This window comes from Pseudomonas sp. AC239 (assembly GCF_979258545.1).
The window spans coordinates 5,596,769-5,614,469 of record NZ_OZ409864.1; the positions used below are offsets into that span (position 1 = coordinate 5,596,769).

Here is a 17,701-nt window from a genome sequence, read left to right on the forward strand (position 1 = left end):
TGTGCTTGTAGTTGCAGGTTTCGCCGACACTAGCGAAAGTCTCGGGCAAATACAAACGCAGCGGCTATCAATGCTTTCGATCATTGGAATCAACACGGCGAATTTTTTCTTTGCGCTGCGCCTGTTCACAATGGCCCCACTCTCAAAAGCTCAGGAAGAACCGCCCATGAATCTCAATTTCGCCTTCGCCTGCATGATCGTCGTGTCGTTCGCGATTGCCTTGGGCCACGCCTGAACATGCATCAAACCGAGGCCAGCAATTGCTCGCGTAGCCATTTGTGCGCCGGATCCCGGTGCACCCGCTCGGCCCAGAACATCGCCATTTCATAGCCTGGCACCTGCAGCGGTGCATCGACCACGTGCAGCGCCGGATTGCCGCGCACCAGGCGTGACGGCAGCATCGCCACCAGATCGGTGCTCGCCAGCACCGACATCGCCATAAGAAAGTGCGGCACTGACAACACCACTTTCCGCGCCAATCCGACTTCTGCCAGCGCCTTGTCAGTCGCGCCAAAAAAGCCTCCGCCCTCCCGCGACACCAGCACATGTTCCAGCGCGCAGAACTGCTCGCGGCTGGGCGCTTGGGTCAATCGCGGGTGGCCGACGCGCCCGGCCAGCACATAACGCTCAGTGAACAATGGTCGTCGATGTAACTCCGGCGGCGCGTCTTCGCTGATGTGCAAAGCCAGATCGAACACGCCCTGCTCGGCTTGCTTGACCATTTGCGCCGGCGTCAGGTCGACGATCGCCAGCCGCGTGCCCGGTGCCAGTTCGCGCAAATGGCTGAGCGCTGGCAGCACGACGGTGGATTCGCCGTAATCGGTCGCGGCGATTTTCCAACGTTGCGTTGCCTGCGCCGGGTCGAACACATCCGCTGGCGCCACCGCCCTTTCCAACGCCTCCAGCGCTTCACGCAACGGCTCGCGCAGTGCATCGGCGCGAGCGGTCGGGCGCATGCCTCGCGGGCCGGGCAGCAACAGCGGATCGTTGAAGATTTCGCGCAGTCTGGCCAAGTGCACGCTCACCGACGGCTGCGACAGATGCAGGCGCTGCGCCGCGCGGGTGACGTTGTGCTCGGCGAGTAACACATCGAGGGTCAGCAACAGGTTGATATCCAGGCGTCTCAAATTATTCACGGCTATACCAGACATATCGGACATTCATTTCCAATATACCGGGCCAGCGCCGATCCTGCAGTCATCCACTCAAGGAGCACGCGACATGAACGTATTGCTGGTTTACGCCCACCCCGAATCGACCTCGCTGAACGGCTCGCTGCGCGACTTCACCGTCCAGCGCCTGCAAGGCGCCGGCCACACCGTGCAGGTCTCTGACCTCTACGCGATGTACTGGAAAGCCGTGCTCGACGCCGACGACGCACCGCAGCGCGACCCATCGCAACCCTTCCACGCCTCCCTCGACTCGAAACGCGCCTACGCCGAGGGCACCCAAGCCGCCGACATCGCCCGCGAGCAAGAGAAACTGCTCTGGGCCGACGCGCTGATCCTGCAATTCCCGATGTGGTGGTTCAGCATGCCGGCGATCCTCAAAGGCTGGTTCGACCGCGTCTACGCCTACGGCTTTGCCTATGGCGTCGGCGAACACTCCGACAGCCGCTGGGGCGAGCGCTACGGCGAAGGCAAGATGAAGGGCAAACGGGCGATGCTGGTGGTGACAACCGGCGGCTGGGAATCGCACTACAGCCCACGCGGCATCAACGGGCCGATGGACGATTTGCTGTTTCCGATTCAGCACGGGATTCTGTATTACCCAGGCTTTGATGTAGTGCCGCCGTTTGTGGTGTATCGCACCAGTCGGATGGATGAGGCACGGTATGCCGAGACCACCGCTGAACTGGGGTTGCGCCTGGATGAGCTGTGGAGTGCCCGGCCGATCGGGTTTCGGCAGCAGAATGGTGGGGAGTACGAGATTCCGGCGTTGACGTTGAAGGATGAGATTGCTCCGGGCCTGGAGGGCTTTTCGGCGCACTTACGCTGAGCCAGCCCACTTGTCTGGCGAGGGAGCCGCGCACGGTCAAGCCCCCTCGCGCACCCGCCTGACCTGCACCAACAACGCCGGGGCAAAATGCAGCAGCACCATCCGGCTCAAATGATGCGTCAGGATAAACACCACATTCAGCCCGCCACCAAACGCAACAATCGCAATCGTCTCGATCGCGCCCGGCATGTACGCCAGCCACAGCGACAGCGGATCACTGCCCAGCCAGCGCGCAGCCCCTTCAGCAAACACGGCCGCGACGACGATCATCAGCCCGACGGAAACCAAAGCGGTGCGCCCATGTCGCGCCAGCTCTGCGATGCCGAGGCCCTGAAACCGCGCACCGATGCGCACGCCGAGAATCAGTGCGGCGAGGTTCAAACTCCACTCCGGCAGGTGAAAGCCATGCAGCCATCCGGCCTTCACGAACACCGCAGTTATGATGATCGCGGTCAGCATGAACGGCGCAGGGACGCCGATCAGCAGCAGCAAACGCCCGAGCAACACGCTCAGCGCGATGGCAGCGAGTGCGGTCAGCGCCATGCCTGTGGTCAACGGATCGCTGACGACTTCAGCCACAGGTGCTTGCCCGGGAATCAGCAAACTCACCAACACGGTGATCAACAGCAGCCGCATCAGGTGCACGATGATAACTTTGCTCGAAGCCTTTTCCGATTCAAGCAAATCGAACACTGCGGCCAGTGCGCCGGGATACACCGCCAGCAGTGCGTCGGTGCGATTCCAGCCGGCGCCGCGTGTCAGCCACCAGCCGGCGAGTGCGATTTGTATGGCCAGGCAGATCAGCAACACGCCAAGGCTGGGCAACATTGTCGAGGCTGTTTCGCTGTCCCATGCTTCGAACATAAGGCCAGTGGCGATGCCCAGCGTGACCTGGATGTAGCCCAATCCATAGGGAGTTGCCGGGGCGATGCCGGTTTTGCCGGCAAACAATGCAGTAACCGCAATCGAACCCAGCAGCAAGCCGTGAGGCACGCCTTCAAACTGCAATAACGCGCCGAAAGCGGCGGCAATCAACAAGCACACAACGGATTTCATAGTTCGCCTTCCTGGCTATTTTGTGAGACACCACCATTCCCCTGTGGGAGCGAGCCTGCTCGCGAAAGCGTCCTGCCAGTCACAGATGAATAACTGATCTATCGCCTTCGCGAGCAGGCTCGCTCCCACAAGAATCTAATACGTCTTACATACGCAAGCGTGCAATCGCCCGCCGGTATTTTTCGATACGCTCCAGATCTTCCCAACTCGGCGAGGCAATCCGCGAGATATCGCTGTTCTCTTCCAGATCCGCCAGCTTCACCACTCGCCCGATCGGGTTTTGCGCGGCGCGGTCGACAAAATCCTCGTAGGACTCGCCCGGCGCTTTGGTCACCGCCGCAATCGCCGCCAGCACCTCTTCGCTAAAACCTTCGCCACGCAAATCATCCAGACTCACCCCGCAATCCTCGACCACATCGTGCAGCACGGCGACGATGCGCTCCTCCAGCGTGTGCATGCGCAACATGACTTTCAGCGGATGCAAAATGTACGGCGCCCCGCCCTTGTCCACCTGCCCGCTGTGGGCTGTGGCGGCAATGGCGATGGCGCGTTCGAGGGTTTGGGCCATGGGAGTCTCCGTGGTGTCAAAGGCCATAGCGGCCGCCAACGTGAATGTTGCGTTTGAGCCAGTTGCCGATCGCTCGCAGACGCCCTACAGGTTTCGCCGGATGAGCATGGTGCTGAAGAATCATCGACACCAGCGTCGCCTGATCCGCCTGCGGATTTGCATCGATCAACTCGGCGACCCACGCGCAATCGGCCTTGCGCAAGTGCGCGCGCCAGTCACCACACCAACCGTCCAGCTCATCCCGAGCCAAGAACCGCGCGCCGCCATGCTCCATATGCCCGCCGCCCATGGACTGCTCAAAGCAGAACGGCGTATCCGGTTTGCTCGGATCGATATGAAAAAGATAGATGTCGTGAAACGGATGCTGTGAAGCGGGGGCTATGTTGCGGCGGCCGATTTCAATCATGGCGACGGTCCAATCCCTGGGCGCTGAATTTTTCTGATTGTTGCGCAGTGTACGCGAAGATCGCGCAGCGCAAAGCCGATTGAACCTTGCCCGCCCTCGCCGCCTCGAAACCAGACAAGCGCCAAATCACCGATCAGACGCGGCGCCATTGGAGAGGAATTGCCGATGAAAACCCGACTGCTGCTCCTGATCTCCACGTTCGCCATCATCCCCACCTGCGTCATGGCTGAAGGCTGCGACGTGCAGACCCGCTCCTCCAGCGCCTCGGTGCCGGCGGTGGAAACCCACAGCTGCTACGAATACGAAGGCATGCCCGTGGATTCCATCAACTGGTCATGCAGCAACGAAACCAAGGACACCCTCAACGCCACCAAGAAGAAAGTCGAACGCTGCGACGACCACTACCAGGCCACCTGCACCGCCCGCCTCACCCAGGAATCCCTGGCCAACCCGCACTCGACCAGCAAAGACAAAAGCGCCAAACCGCTGAACATGCCTGACAATGCCAAAGTCACGACGTATTACTACGACGGCGAGCATCTGGCACAGGCGAAGATTGATTGTGAAAACAGCGGCGGGAACTGGAAGGCTAAATAGCCTCGTTTATCGAGCATTGCCTGATAGAGAGCCCGGCTTGTTGCCGGGCTTGCTGCATGTGCAAACAGCCTCAGCCTTCACCAGCACCGCTGCTGGTGCCGCTGTCGTTCGATTGCTTCGAACCACTGGGCTTGGAACCTGAAGGTGTAGAGCCGTCATTATTGGTGGTGTTGCCCTGTGTGCCTTTGGGCACGGTGGCGCCATTGGAATGAATGTCTTCCGGCGCACTCGGGTTGGTCTGACTGTTGCCGTCGTTCGCGGTGGGTGCAGGGGTGTCGCTGGCGGCCGTTGCGTATAGCGTGGTGGCGGATACCAAGGTGGCTAGCGTCAATGCTGCGAGGTTGACTGGGCGCATGTTGGCGGCTCCTTTGCGGGGGTAAGGTATGCATTGGAATCAGGTGTGCGGCGAAAATGCGGAGGGGCTGACGAACGGCAAAAATAAACTGACCCGACACCTCGGAAGAGACATCGGTTCATCGAAAAAACAATTTCTGATACGCAGAAAAAAGCCCGGTTTGAAAGACCGGGCTCTCCAATACGACGTACCCATCAACCACCGCCGCTGCCCCCACTGCTGCTACCAGACGGTTGACCCGCGGGGGTGGGTTTGGAAGCAGAAGGCACCGGCCCATTATCGGTTTTGCCACCATCACCCCCTTGGGGCAGCGAATCGGCATCCGGGTCGGCATTGGTGGCTGGAGACGCCGGTTCACGAGTCTGGCTGGCGCCGTCGCTCGCCTTTGGGGTCGACGTGTCGCCAGCCGCTAGCGCATACGGCGCGCTGCCGAAAAGTAACGCCGCTAGGGTAATCACCGCAATTTTATGGTTCAGCATGGTGGCTCTTCCGTTGCGTGTGGAGTTACAGCATTGGAAGCAGGTGCGCGGCGAACGTGCGATGCGTCGGACGAGTGGTTATCAGCCGCAGACATCGCGAAATTCCAAGATCTGAATACTTCGCAGGAAAACATCTGTGCGGCCTGCGGTCTGCTAAAAAATCCACCTCATTCAAACCAGGCGAAACGCGTGCCCTTCAAAAATTCGCCGGCGTATTCGCACTGATGATCTCAGCCTCATCCGCGCCAATATTCCGGAATTTATGCGGCAGCGTCGTCGGAAAGTAATAACCATCCCCCGCACTCAACACACTCACCTGCCCGTCCACGGTTAGTTCTACCGTGCCACGCGTGACCAAGCCGCACTCTTCGCCTTCGGCATGCACGATCGGCTCTTCGCCGGAGCTGGCGCCAGGGGCGTATTGCTCGCGCAGCAGGCGCATCTGGCGGCTGGGGACGGAGGCGCCGATGAGCAGCAGGCGCAGGCCGTGGCGGCCGAGGTCGGGTTGTTCGTTGGCGCGGAATACGTATTGATGTTCACGCGGGGGCTGGTCGAAGGTGAAGAAGTCGGCCAGGGACATCGGTATGCCTTCGAGCAGCTTTTTCAGCGAACTGACGGAGGGGCTGACGCGGTTCTGTTCGATCAGCGAGATGGTTGCGTTGGTCACGCCGCTACGCCGGGCGAGCTCGCGCTGGGAGAGTTTGTAGCTTTCGCGTACTAGTTTGAGTCGAGAACCCGTATCCATGACAGCCTTATGTGAGAACGACTAAGGGCGATGGGGGTGGGTGGCGGGTGACGCGCAGGTCGCGCGGATCACGCAGCTCCCGTGTCCCGGAACCGTGAAAGGCGGCTATTAAATCACGTTTGCCGGTGTTGCTCAGCAGGTTCGATGGATGGTGAGACGAAACTCCCTCTTACCTTGGCAATACAGCCAATGTGGGAGCGAGCCTGCTCGCGAAAGCGTAGTGTCTGGCGAATCGATGTCGCCTGATATGGCCTCTTCGCGAGCAGGCTCGCTCCCACAGTGGACATCAGTGCTTTTGCATAAGGGAAAAACCGGCGGGGTCTTTCGGACCGCCGCCGGTGAGGTAAATCAGACGCCGAAACGGTCGCGCAGTGAGTAGTAGACCGCGCCCAAAGCGGTGAGTGGCGCCGAGAACGTGCGGCCGCCGAGCATCGGCATGTGCGGCAGCGAGGCGAAGGCGTTGAAGCGTTCGGCGTCGCCACGGATCATTTCCGAGATCAGTTTGCCGGCCAGGTGCGAGCAGGTGACGCCGTGGCCGCTGTAGCCCTGCATGTAGTAGGCGTTCTTTTCGATGCGGCCGAATTGTGGCATGCGCGACATGGTCAGCAGAAAGTTGCCGGTCCAGCGGTAATCGATTTTCACGTCCTTGAGCTGCGGGAAGGTCTTGAGGATCTTCGGCCGGATCAGTTGCTCGATATCGTCCGGCTCCCGCGCGCCGTAGACCACGCCGCCGCCGTAAAGCAGGCGGTTGTCGGCAGTGAGGCGGTAGTAATCCAGCAAATAGTTGCAGTCCTCGACGCAGTAATTATTCGGGATCAGGCTGCGTGCCTGCTGTTCGGTCAGCGGTTCGGTGACGACGATCTGCGAGCCACACGGCATGCTTTTCGCGGTGACACGGTTGTCGAGACCTTGTGGCAGATAAGCGTTGCCAGCGATCAACAGGTATTTGGCACGGACCAGACCTTTAGCGGTGCGCACGGTGATCGGCTCGCCGTAGGTGATGTCCACCGCCGCCGATTGCTCGTAGATCTTGCCGCCCAAGCGCACGATGGCAGCGGCCTCCCCTAGCGCCAGATTCAACGGATGAACGTGGCCGCCCTGCATGTCCAGCAAGCCGCCAACGTAGGCGTCGGAACCCACTTCGCGACGAATGTCCGCTGCATCGAGCATTTTCAGATTGCGGTTGCCGTAGCGTTCCCAGTTGCGCTTCTGCTCGGCCAGACCATTGAGTTGTTTCTTGTTCATCGCTGCGAAGATGCCGCCCGGGCGGTAGTCGCATTTGATGTCGTAATCCTTGATGCGCGAACGAATGATATCGGCGCCTTCGAAGATCATGCTGCCGAGGATTTCTGCAGTCTTGTCGCCGTAGCGCTCTTCGATGACATCAACGTCGCGGCTATAAGAATTGACCAGTTGACCGCCATTGCGACCGCTGGCGCCGTAGCCGACTTTCGCCGCTTCCAGTACGGTGACTTTGTAGCCGGCTTCGCTGAGGAAGAGCGCCGAGGATAGACCGGTGTAGCCTGCGCCGATGATGCAGACGTCGCAGTCCAGTGCTTCTTCGAGAACCGGGAAGTCGATGACTTCGTTGCGCGTGGCCGCGTAGTAGCTGTTTACGTGTTGCTGTTTCATAGGTTTCTCCGAGGGCCGCCAACCAGGGGCGGCCGCCGCTGTAAAAGAATCAGAGCTTGATCCAGGTCGCTTTCAGTTCGGTGTACTTGTCGAACGCGTGCAGCGATTTGTCGCGGCCGTTGCCCGATTGCTTGAAGCCACCGAATGGCGCAGTCATGTCGCCGCCATCGTACTGGTTGACCCAGACACTGCCGGCGCGCAGGCCGCGGGCGAAGGTGTGCGCCTTGCTGAGGTTGCTGGTCCACACCCCGGCGGCGAGGCCGAAGATGCTGTCGTTGGCGATCTGCAGGGCTTCTTCGGCAGTGTCGAAGGTGATCAGCGACAGCACCGGGCCGAAGATTTCTTCCCTGGCAATGGTCATCGCGTTGGTCACGCCGTCGAAAATCGCTGGCTGCACGTACAGGCCGCCGGTTTCTTCGAGGGTGCGTTGGCCGCCGGCAATCAACTCGGCGCCCTGCTCGCGGCCGATGCTGATATAGCGCAGCACGTTGTCCAGTTGACGCTGGTCGACCACGGCGCCGACAGTGGTCGCCGGATCCAGTGCGTGCCCCGGTTTCCACGCTTGCAGCGCTTCCACCAGCAGCGGGATGAACTGCTCGCGAATCGAACGCTCGACCAGCAGACGCGAGCCGGCAGTGCAGACTTCGCCCTGATTGAACGCGATGGCACTGGCCGCTGCCTGAGCTGCGGCGCGCAAGTCCGGTGCATCGGCGAACACCACGTTCGGACTCTTGCCGCCGGCCTCGAGCCAGACGCGCTTCATGTTGCTCTGCCCGGCATAGATCATCAGCTGCTTGGCGATCGCCGTGGAGCCGGTGAACGCCAGCACATCGACGTCCATGTGCAACGCCAGTGCCTTGCCGACGGTGTGGCCGTAGCCCGGCAGCACGTTGAACACGCCTTTCGGAATCCCCGCCTCCAGCGCCAGTTGCGCGATGCGGATGGCGGTCAGCGGTGATTTTTCCGAAGGCTTGAGGATGAACGAGTTACCCGCCGCCAGCGCTGGAGCGAACTTCCAGCTGGCCATGATCAGCGGGAAATTCCACGGCACGATGGCGGCGACCACACCGGACGGCTCGCGGGTGACGAGACCAAGTTGGTCGTGCGGGGTGGCAGCGACTTCGTCGTAGATCTTGTCGATGGCCTCGGCGCTCCAGCGGATCGCGTTGGCGGCCGCCGGGATATCGATGCTCATCGAGTCGCTGATCGGCTTGCCCATGTCGAGGGTCTCGAGCAGGGCCAGTTCTTCCTGGTGTTGCAGGATCAGATCGGCGAAGCGGATCAGCACGCGCTTACGCTCGGCGGGGGCTTTTTGCGCCCAGATACCAGAGTTGAAGGACTGGCGCGCGGCTTCGACGGCGAGGTTGGCGTCGGCTTCATCGGTGCTGGCGACGGCGGCAAGAAAGCGGCCATCGACCGGGCTCAGGCATTCGAAGGTGTCGCCGCTGATGGCCGGGCGGTACTCACCGTTGATGAAAGCGCGGGATTCGATGGACAGAGACTGGAAGCGTTGTTCCCAGTCGTTGCGGGTTGTGGTCATTGTTTTGAGCTCGACAAGGGCAGATTGGGCGACGGCGGGCGATCACCCACGCATCAAAAATTGATAACCCGATCCCTGTGGGAGCGAGCCTGCTCGCGAAAGCGTCGTGTCAGGCAACAATATTCTGAATGACATACCGCATTCGCGAGCAGGCTCGCTCCCACATTGGATCGGTGGTGTCTGTGATCACACCGTATGCAGATACCAGTTGTACTCAAGATCAGAAATCGAGTTCTCGAACTCGGCCAGCTCGCTTTCCTTGCACGCGACAAACACGTCGATGTACATCGGGTCGATGTAGCGCGCCATGACTTCGCTGTCGTCGAGCTCGCGCAGGGCGTCGCGCAGGTTGTTTGGCAGGCTCTGCTCGTTCTGCTCGTAGCTGTTGCCTTCGACCGGGGCGCCGGGCTCGATCTGGTTGGTCAGGCCGTGGTGAATGCCGGCCAGCACCGAAGCCATCAACAGGTACGGGTTGGCATCGGCACCGGCAACGCGGTGTTCGATGCGCACGGCGTCCGCTGAACCGGTCGGCACGCGCACGGCCACGGTGCGGTTGTCGATACCCCAGCTTGGCGAGTTCGGCACATAGAACTGCGCGCCGAAGCGGCGATACGAGTTGACGTTCGGGCAGAGGAACGCCATTTGCGCCGGCAGGGTCTCGAGCACACCGCCGATCGCGTGACGCAGTGCGGCGTTCTGCTCGGGATCCTCGCTGGCAAAGATGTTGTTGCCTTCTTTGTCCAGAATCGAAATGTGCACGTGCAAACCATTGCCGGCCTGGCCCGGATAAGGCTTGGCCATGAAAGTCGTGTCCATCTCGTGGTCGTAGGCGATGTTCTTCACCAGACGCTTGAGCAGCACCGCGTAATCGCAGGCCTTGATCGGGTCGGAGACGTGATGCAGGTTGACTTCGAACTGCGCCGGGGCGCTTTCCTTGACGATCGCATCAGCGGGGATGCCCTGCTCTTTCGCGCCTTCGAGGATGTCTTGCAGGCAGTCGACGTATTCGTCGAGATCGTCGATCAGGTAGACCTGAGTCGACACCGGACGCTTGCCGGATACCGGTGAACGCGGCGACTGCGGACGGCCATTCACGTTGTCCTGGTCGATCAGGTAGAACTCGAGTTCGAACGCCGCGCAGATGGTCAGGCCGAGGTCGTCAAATTTGCGCACAACGTTGGCCAGCACTTCACGCGGGTCGGCGAAGAATGGCTGACCTTCGATTTCGTGCATGGTCATCAGCAGTTGTGCGGTCGGGCGTTTTTGCCACGGCTCGATGCTCAGGGTGCCGGGGATCGGGTAGCAGATGCGGTCGGCATCGCCAATATCGAGGCCCAGACCGGTGCTTTCCACCGTCGAGCCGTTGATGTCCAGCGCGAACAGCGACGCCGGCAGGTTGATGCCTTTTTCGTACACCTTATGAAGACTGGTGCGTTCGATGCGCTTACCGCGCACCACACCGTTCATATCCGCAATCAGAAGGTCGACGTACAAAACCTCAGGATATTTCTTGAGGAATGCGTTGGCTTCGTTGAGTTGAACGGTACGCAGAGGGACCGACATGATGCACCTATTTAGCTGTTAATTATTATGTTCACCACCGTGTTGCGCAGCCAGTCAATCCGAAAGACAAAGTGAAGTCAATAGCGAACACCCTGCCCTGCAGCCTTTATTTTTCGGGCCTTTATTAACACTCTCGTGCCATATCCGTCGCTAAAGCCCGGTAAACCCGAGCGATTTGATGAACGGCGTTTAGAATTTTTTACATGGCAGTTGTTAATTAAAATCAACGAGGCTAAGCTCCGGAAAAGCTCGTTCAAGTGACAGACTTCGAGGTGAATAAAAATGGCATTCAAGCCATTGATCGGCGTTACTGCGTGCGTCAAACAGATTGGCCTGCACCCCTATCACATCAGCGGCGACAAGTACGTACGTGCTGTCAGCGTTGGCGCCCAAGGGTTGCCAGTGGTCATTCCTTCCCTCGGCAATCTGACTGAAATCGATGACCTGCTCGGTCAGCTTGACGGTCTGTTGCTGACCGGCTCGCCGTCTAACGTGGAGCCCTTCCACTATCAAGGCCCGGCCAGTGCGCCCGGCACGGATCATGATCCAGCCCGCGACGCCACCACCCTTCCTTTATTGCGTGCAGCCATCGCTGCCGGCGTTCCGGTGCTAGGCATCTGCCGTGGCTTCCAGGAAATGAACGTGGCCTTCGGCGGCAGCCTGCATCAAAAGGTGCACGAGCTGCCCGGCATGCTCGATCACCGCGAGGCCGACAGCCCGGATGTGGCCGTGCAATACGCGCCGGCCCATGCGGTCAGCGTGATCGCTGGCGGCGTGTTCGAAGCGCTGGAGCTGCCCGACGAATTTCAGGTCAATTCAATTCACAGTCAGGGCATCGACCGCCTCGCTCCCGGCCTGCGCGCTGAAGCCGTGGCGCCGGATGGCCTGATCGAGGCGATCTCGGTCGAGCACAGCCCGACCTTCGCCCTCGGCGTGCAATGGCACCCGGAATGGCAGGTGCTGGACAACCCGAACTACCTGAAGATTTTCCAGGCGTTCGGCGAGGCGTGCCGGCAACGGGCGGCGAAGCGCAGTCAGCGCTGACGCAATCGCGAAATAAATAACGATTTACTGCCCCCACGGCTGGCGGGTGTGCGTTTGCACATCCGTCAGCCGTGAACCGCAACACCCGTGATAACAACAAGTACGACCCAGGCAGCCAGGACGGCGGCGCCGAACAAGCCGGATGGCAGGAGCAAGACCGTCGGATCAATGCAAAATCCTGTGGGAGTGAGCTTGCTCGCGAAAGCGGTGTGTCAGGCAACAACGACGTCGACTGACACGACGTTTTCGCGAGCAAGCTCGCTCCCACAGGGGGATGTGATCCGACTGGGAATGCACCTGCAGGCTTGCAATCCACTTAAGCCCGGCCACGTTGGCCAGGCACACGAAACCTGTTGGGAGTTTCACATGGCAAACGCCTCCAGCACTTACCGCAAGGCACTCGAAGGTCATCAGCAACCGAAAAAGGTGCTGGTGAAAGTCGATCGTGTCACCAAGAAGTTCGACGAAACCGTGGCCGTGGACGATGTGTCCCTGGAGATCTATCAGGGCGAGATTTTCGCGCTGCTGGGCGGTTCCGGGTCGGGCAAATCGACTCTGCTGCGCATGCTCGCCGGTTTCGAGCGGCCGACCGAGGGGCGGATTCTGCTCGATGGCGTGGACATCACCGACATGCCGCCCTATGAGCGGCCGATCAACATGATGTTCCAGTCCTACGCGTTGTTCCCGCACATGACCGTGGCGCAGAACATTGCCTTTGGCCTCAAACAGGACCGTTTGCCCGCCAGCGAAATCGATGCCCGCGTCGAAGAAATGCTGCGTCTGGTGCACATGACCCAATACGCCAAGCGCCGCCCGCACCAGTTGTCCGGCGGCCAGCGACAGCGCGTCGCCCTCGCCCGCTCGCTGGCCAAACGACCGAAACTGTTGCTGCTCGACGAGCCGATGGGTGCGCTGGATAAAAAGCTGCGTTCGCAGATGCAGCTGGAGTTGGTGGAGATCATCGAGCGCGTCGGCGTGACCTGCGTGATGGTGACCCACGATCAGGAAGAAGCCATGACCATGGCCCAGCGCATCGCGATCATGCACCTGGGCTGGATCGCGCAGATCGGCAGCCCGGTGGACATTTATGAGGCGCCGGTCAGCCGCATGGTCTGCGAATTCATCGGCAACGTGAACGCCTTTGACGGCACCGTGGTGGAAGACCTGGAAGGCCACGCGATCATTCACAGCCCGGGCTTGCAGCAGAAGATCTATGTCGGTCACGGCGTCAGCACGTCGGTGCAGGACAAGTCGATCACCTACGCCATCCGCCCGGAAAAAATGCTCGTCAGCACCACCCAACCGGAATTCCGCTACAACTGGTCCGAGGGCAAGGTGCACGACATCGCCTACCTCGGCGGCCACTCGGTGTTCTACGTCGAGCTGCCCGGCGGCAAGATCGTCCAGTCGTTCATGGCCAACGCCGAACGCCGTGGCGCGCGGCCGACCTGGGACGACAAGGTCTACGTCTGGTGGGAAGACGACAGCGGCGTGGTGCTGCGCTCATGAGAACTTTCAATCAGCAATTCTTGCGCCTGGTGCCCAGCGGACGAAAACTGGTGATCGGCATTCCGTTCATCTGGCTGTTCCTGTTCTTCATGCTGCCGTTCTTTCTGGTGATGAAGATCAGCTTCTCGGAAGCCGCGCTGTCGATCCCGCCGTACTCGGAGATCTACACCTTCGCCGAACAGAAATTCCAGCTGCTGCTGAACATCGGCAACTACACGCTGCTCGGTGAAGACGAGCTGTATCTGTCCGCATACCTTGGCTCGCTGAAGGTCGCGGCACTGAGCACGCTGATGTGCCTGGTGATCGGTTTCCCCATGGCCTACGCGATCACCAAGACCGGCAAGGAAACCCAAAACGTCCTGCTGCTGTTGATCATGATGCCAACCTGGACGGCGATTCTGATCCGCGTGTATGCGTGGATGGGCATCCTCAGCAACAACGGTTTGCTCAACGCGTTCCTGATGTGGACCGGGCTCACCGATCATCCGATCGAGATCCTCAACACCAACACTGCCGTCTATATCGGTGTGGTTTACGCGTATCTGCCGTTCATGGTGCTGCCGCTCTACGCCAACCTGGTCAAGCATGACAACAGCCTGCTGGAAGCCGCGCAGGATCTGGGCTCAAGCAACTTCAACAACTTCTGGAAGATCACCGTGCCACTGGCCAAGAACGGCATCATTGCCGGCTGCATGCTGGTGTTCATTCCGGTGGTCGGCGAGTTCGTGATTCCGGAACTGCTGGGAGGCCCGGAGACGCTGATGATCGGCCGCGTGCTGTGGCAAGAGTTCTTCAATAACCGCGACTGGCCGGTAGCGTCCGCGCTGGCAGTGGTCATGCTGTTGATCCTGATTGTGCCGATTCTGCTGTTCAACCGCAGCCAGGCCAAAGAGATGGAGGCACGGGGATGAAACGCTTCAACTTTTCCAGATTCATGCTGATCTTTGGCTTGATGTTCATTTATCTGCCGATGCTGATCCTGGTGATCTACTCGTTCAACGCCTCCAAACTGGTGACGGTGTGGGGCGGCTGGTCGATCAAGTGGTATGTCGGCCTGCTCGACAACACGCAACTGATGGGCTCGGTGGTGCGCTCGCTGGAAATCGCCTGCTACACCGCGATTGCTGCAGTGGCGCTGGGTACGCTGGCGGCGTTCGTGCTGACGCGGGTGACGCGCTTCAAGGGCCGCACGCTGTTTGGTGGTCTGGTGACCGCGCCGTTGGTGATGCCGGAAGTGATCACCGGTCTGTCGCTGTTGCTGCTGTTTGTGGCGATGGCGCAACTGATCGGCTGGCCGCAGGAGCGCGGCATCGTCACCATCTGGATCGCCCACACCACCTTTTGTGCCGCTTATGTCGCGGTGGTAGTCTCCGCGCGCCTGCGGGAGCTGGATCTGTCGATTGAAGAAGCGGCAATGGATCTGGGCGCGAAGCCGTTCAAGGTGTTTTTCCTGATCACCATTCCGATGATCGCGCCGTCGCTGGCGGCGGGCGGGATGATGTCGTTCGCCTTGTCGCTGGATGATCTGGTGCTGGCGAGCTTCGTTTCCGGCCCGGGCTCCACCACCCTGCCGATGGAAGTATTCTCGGCGGTGCGCCTGGGTGTGAAACCCGAGATCAACGCCGTGGCCAGTCTGATTCTGCTGGCAGTGTCGCTGGTGACTTTCCTGGTCTGGTATTTCGGCCGCAAGGCGGAAGCCAACCGCAAGCGGGCGATTCAGGAAGCGATGGATCAGACCGCGAATGAAGCGTGGCAACAGCCAGCAGCGGCGACTGCCTGAGCAACACCGATGAACAACTGTGGCGAGGGGATTTATCCCCGTTGGGCTGCGAAGCGGTCCCTGCAGTTCTACCTGAAGACTCCGTATTCAGGTTTTGCGACTGCTTCGTAGCCGAGCGGGGATAAATCCCCTCGCCACAAGGTTCAAGTGCACCGAGCTTTTGTTTTGTTGAATAAAAAGAAGGGAGTTGTACCGATGAAAATGTTTGGCAGGACTCTGCTGACACTGTCCTTAATGGGCGCAATGGTCATGGGCGCCCAGGCCAACGACAAGGTGCTGCGTGTTTACAACTGGTCCGATTACATCGCGCCAGACACCGTGAAAAAATTCGAAGACGAAACCGGCATTCGCGTGACCTACGACGTCTTCGACAGTAACGAAACCCTGGAAGCGCGCCTGCTCGCCGGCAAATCCGGTTACGACATTGTCGTGCCGTCGAACAGTTTTCTGGCCAAACAGATCAAGGCCGGCGTCTATCAGCCGCTGGACAAATCGAAGCTGCCGAACTGGAAGAATCTCAACCCGGTACTGCTGAAAAACGCCTCTGCCAGTGATCCTGACAACGCTCACGCGTTCCCGTACATGTGGGGCTCGATCGGCATCGGTTTCAATCCGGCGAAGGTCAAGGAAGTACTCGGCGCCAACGCCCCGACCAACTCCTGGGACCTGCTGTTCAAACCGGAGAATGCGGAAAAACTCAAAGCCTGTGGCATCAGTTTCCTCGATTCGCCGACCGAGATGCTCCCGGCCGCCCTGCACTACCTGGGCTATCCGGTGAACGACAAGGACAAGGCGCACATTGCCGAGGCCGAAGCGCTGTTCATGAAAATCCGCCCGTACGTGGCGTATTTCCATTCCTCGAAGTACATCTCCGATCTGGCCAACGGCAACATCTGCGTGGCGGTCGGTTACTCCGGCGACGTCCTGCAGGCCAAGGCGCGTGCGGTGGAATCGGGCAACAACGTGGTGATCGACTACAGCATTCCCAAGGAAGGCGCCGGCAGTTTCTACGACATGGTCGCCATCCCCCGTGATGCGGCGAACGTCGACAACGCCTACCTGTTCATGGACTTCCTGATGCGCCCGGACATCATCGCCGAAGTCACCAACAGCATCGGCTACAGCAACGCCAACGCAGCGGCCACGCCATTGGTGGACGAAGCGATTCGTAACGAACCGGGCTCGTATCCGTCGCAAGCGGTGATGGCAACCTTGTATGCGGTGCCGGATCAGCCGATTGCCACCCAGCGCATCATGACCCGTGGCTGGACCCGGGTGAAACTCGGTAAATAAAAACACCGATGATCAAAAATGTGGGAGCGAGCCCGCTCGCGAAAGCGGTAGGACAGGCGACGAAAATATTGGATGCGCCGACGCCTTCGCGAGCAGGCTCGCTCCGACAGTGGATCGGTGTGAGCCGGCCAGATTTTGAAAATTTCCGTTCACGCAGCGCCTTACCACCGCTGCATCCTGGTCTGAACGGCCTCACCCGGCTCCCTCGGCTCGGGTGAATTTGCAGGCGCCTACGGGCGCCTTTTTTTGTCGGCTCAGATCAGCGGCCAGTCCTGCACAACCCGATAGCGGCCCTTGTGCGATTCGAACAGGCCGAAGCGTTCAGCGCGCAGAAAGAACTCCGGCGGCGTACTCGCTTCTGGCTCCGGCGCGCGGTATTCACGGGCGAGGGTCAGGTGCGGGCGAAACTCATGGGTGGGCTCGTCAAAACCGAACGGCAACATTGCCTGCTCCAGCGCGTAGACCAGGCGCAACAACGCCGGCGGTGCCTGCTCAGGCGCCAGCGACAACACACCGGTGCGATGCCAGACCTGCAACCGATCCAGCGCAAGCTGCAACGCTTCGCCCGGAATACGCACACTGCCTGCGGCTTCACAAACGCCGTGGATCTGCGCCAGCGGCACCGCCCCAAGAAACAGCAAAGTCAGATGAAAGTTATCCGCCGGTACCGGTTTACCGCTGCGCAGGCCCAGTTCCGAACGCCACTGGGCGATGGCTTTGCGCTGCGCCGGCGGGCAATCCAAAGCAAAAAACAGCCGTTTCGACGGCTCATCCTTGCGCAACCCATCAATCATTGCCCTGCCCCCCTTTTTCGTCATGATCGAGCCGATTCAACACAGCCTGTTCTGACGACTCGTGACAGGAAGCTATAGTTCAAGGATTGCCAACAACCGGAGGCTGCCATGCGCGAGATCCTCAGCAAAGAACCCTGGTGGGCCCGGCCACCAAATCCTGGACAGGACGAAAGCGAACTGGAATGGGGCTGGCTGGTGCATTACAACGAAGGCGAACCCCGCTTCGAATTCGTCCGCGAACGGCCAACCGACGAACAGATCCGCAACCGCAAGGGCTGTCGCATCACGCCGTCTGCCGAGTGACGCACACCCGAGGTCGCCTGCCCGCAAAGCAGGCGACCG

Annotated in this window: 19 protein-coding genes; 9 read left to right on the plus strand and 10 right to left on the minus strand. The window is 60.1% G+C overall.

Annotated features, from left to right (window positions below; translation table 11 throughout):
• The first annotated feature begins 70 nt into the window (after nucleotides 1-70).
• On the plus strand, nucleotides 71-235 hold the full coding sequence (locus ACZ0AZ_RS25385) for a hypothetical protein (RefSeq protein WP_165368427.1): 165 nt from the start codon (nucleotides 71-73) through the stop codon (nucleotides 233-235).
• Nucleotides 236-242: 7 nt separating this feature from the next.
• On the opposite strand, the gene ACZ0AZ_RS25390 is transcribed toward ACZ0AZ_RS25385, so the two are convergent.
• Nucleotides 243-1,160 (minus strand): LysR family transcriptional regulator, encoded by a 918-nt coding sequence (locus tag ACZ0AZ_RS25390; RefSeq protein ID WP_463538410.1) that lies wholly within the window; start codon nucleotides 1,158-1,160, stop codon nucleotides 243-245.
• A gap of 61 nt (nucleotides 1,161-1,221) precedes the next feature.
• Here ACZ0AZ_RS25390 and ACZ0AZ_RS25395 point away from each other — a divergent pair, with 61 nt between their 5' ends.
• A complete protein-coding gene (locus ACZ0AZ_RS25395; RefSeq protein WP_463538411.1) occupies nucleotides 1,222-1,998 on the plus strand; it encodes an NAD(P)H-dependent oxidoreductase in 777 nt (258 codons plus the stop codon).
• A 36-nt stretch (nucleotides 1,999-2,034) separates the two neighbouring features.
• Here the strand turns inward: ACZ0AZ_RS25395 and ACZ0AZ_RS25400 are convergent, their stop codons facing one another.
• From ACZ0AZ_RS25400 to ACZ0AZ_RS25410, 3 genes are all read right to left on the minus strand, one after another.
• Complete coding sequence (locus ACZ0AZ_RS25400; protein WP_463570622.1) at nucleotides 2,035-3,054, minus strand: AbrB family transcriptional regulator; 1,020 nt, start codon at nucleotides 3,052-3,054, stop codon at nucleotides 2,035-2,037.
• Between the two features lie 145 nt (nucleotides 3,055-3,199).
• Complete coding sequence (locus tag ACZ0AZ_RS25405; protein WP_039763277.1) at nucleotides 3,200-3,622, minus strand: HD domain-containing protein; 423 nt, start codon at nucleotides 3,620-3,622, stop codon at nucleotides 3,200-3,202.
• A 16-nt stretch (nucleotides 3,623-3,638) separates the two neighbouring features.
• Nucleotides 3,639-4,028, minus strand: coding sequence for a hypothetical protein (locus ACZ0AZ_RS25410; protein ID WP_039763279.1), 390 nt, complete (start codon nucleotides 4,026-4,028; stop codon nucleotides 3,639-3,641).
• Nucleotides 4,029-4,193: 165 nt separating this feature from the next.
• Here ACZ0AZ_RS25410 and ACZ0AZ_RS25415 point away from each other — a divergent pair, with 165 nt between their 5' ends.
• Complete coding sequence (locus ACZ0AZ_RS25415) at nucleotides 4,194-4,625, plus strand: hypothetical protein (RefSeq protein WP_463538412.1); 432 nt, start codon at nucleotides 4,194-4,196, stop codon at nucleotides 4,623-4,625.
• 70 nt (nucleotides 4,626-4,695) lie between these two features.
• Here the strand turns inward: ACZ0AZ_RS25415 and ACZ0AZ_RS25420 are convergent, their stop codons facing one another.
• The 5 genes from ACZ0AZ_RS25420 to ACZ0AZ_RS25440 all read right to left on the minus strand — a co-directional run bounded on the left by ACZ0AZ_RS25420 (nucleotide 4,696) and on the right by ACZ0AZ_RS25440 (nucleotide 10,939).
• Nucleotides 4,696-4,980: a hypothetical protein gene (locus ACZ0AZ_RS25420; RefSeq protein ID WP_039763281.1), complete on the minus strand. Its 285-nt coding sequence runs from the start codon at nucleotides 4,978-4,980 to the stop codon at nucleotides 4,696-4,698.
• Nucleotides 4,981-5,655: 675 nt separating this feature from the next.
• Nucleotides 5,656-6,204, minus strand: a complete 549-nt coding sequence (locus ACZ0AZ_RS25425) for a cupin domain-containing protein (protein WP_011333561.1) — start codon at nucleotides 6,202-6,204, stop codon at nucleotides 5,656-5,658.
• 348 nt (nucleotides 6,205-6,552) lie between these two features.
• Entirely contained in the window at nucleotides 6,553-7,836 is a 1,284-nt protein-coding gene (locus ACZ0AZ_RS25430; RefSeq protein ID WP_463538413.1) for an NAD(P)/FAD-dependent oxidoreductase, read from the minus strand.
• A 49-nt stretch (nucleotides 7,837-7,885) separates the two neighbouring features.
• On the minus strand, nucleotides 7,886-9,376 hold the full coding sequence (locus ACZ0AZ_RS25435) for an aldehyde dehydrogenase (protein ID WP_463538414.1): 1,491 nt from the start codon (nucleotides 9,374-9,376) through the stop codon (nucleotides 7,886-7,888).
• A 186-nt stretch (nucleotides 9,377-9,562) separates the two neighbouring features.
• Nucleotides 9,563-10,939, minus strand: a complete 1,377-nt coding sequence (locus ACZ0AZ_RS25440; protein ID WP_007918694.1) for a glutamine synthetase family protein — start codon at nucleotides 10,937-10,939, stop codon at nucleotides 9,563-9,565.
• Between the two features lie 282 nt (nucleotides 10,940-11,221).
• Here ACZ0AZ_RS25440 and ACZ0AZ_RS25445 point away from each other — a divergent pair, with 282 nt between their 5' ends.
• From ACZ0AZ_RS25445 to ACZ0AZ_RS25465, 5 genes are all read left to right on the plus strand, one after another.
• On the plus strand, nucleotides 11,222-11,983 hold the full coding sequence (locus ACZ0AZ_RS25445; protein WP_463538415.1) for a gamma-glutamyl-gamma-aminobutyrate hydrolase family protein: 762 nt from the start codon (nucleotides 11,222-11,224) through the stop codon (nucleotides 11,981-11,983).
• A gap of 366 nt (nucleotides 11,984-12,349) precedes the next feature.
• Nucleotides 12,350-13,492 carry a polyamine ABC transporter ATP-binding protein gene (gene potA, locus ACZ0AZ_RS25450; protein ID WP_463538416.1) on the plus strand — a complete coding sequence of 381 codons (1,143 nt, stop codon included), beginning with the start codon at nucleotides 12,350-12,352 and terminating at the stop codon, nucleotides 13,490-13,492.
• Entirely contained in the window at nucleotides 13,489-14,403 is a 915-nt protein-coding gene (locus tag ACZ0AZ_RS25455; RefSeq protein ID WP_039763290.1) for an ABC transporter permease subunit, read from the plus strand. Before potA ends, ACZ0AZ_RS25455 begins: the two co-directional genes overlap by 4 nt.
• Entirely contained in the window at nucleotides 14,400-15,272 is an 873-nt protein-coding gene (locus tag ACZ0AZ_RS25460) for an ABC transporter permease subunit (RefSeq protein WP_129999541.1), read from the plus strand. The genes ACZ0AZ_RS25455 and ACZ0AZ_RS25460 overlap by 4 nt, the downstream gene beginning before the upstream one ends.
• 195 nt (nucleotides 15,273-15,467) lie before the next feature.
• The gene (locus ACZ0AZ_RS25465) at nucleotides 15,468-16,565 is read left to right on the plus strand and encodes a polyamine ABC transporter substrate-binding protein (RefSeq protein WP_024013335.1); all 1,098 of its coding nucleotides are present in this window, start codon (nucleotides 15,468-15,470) and stop codon (nucleotides 16,563-16,565) included.
• A 254-nt stretch (nucleotides 16,566-16,819) separates the two neighbouring features.
• Here ACZ0AZ_RS25465 and thpR read toward each other — a convergent pair whose 3' ends face one another.
• Nucleotides 16,820-17,359, minus strand: coding sequence for an RNA 2',3'-cyclic phosphodiesterase (gene thpR, locus ACZ0AZ_RS25470; protein ID WP_463538417.1), 540 nt, complete (start codon nucleotides 17,357-17,359; stop codon nucleotides 16,820-16,822).
• Nucleotides 17,360-17,467: 108 nt separating this feature from the next.
• On the opposite strand from thpR, the gene ACZ0AZ_RS25475 reads away from it, so the two are divergent.
• Entirely contained in the window at nucleotides 17,468-17,662 is a 195-nt protein-coding gene (locus ACZ0AZ_RS25475) for a hypothetical protein (RefSeq protein WP_192553272.1), read from the plus strand.
• The last annotated feature ends 39 nt before the right edge of the window (nucleotides 17,663-17,701 follow it).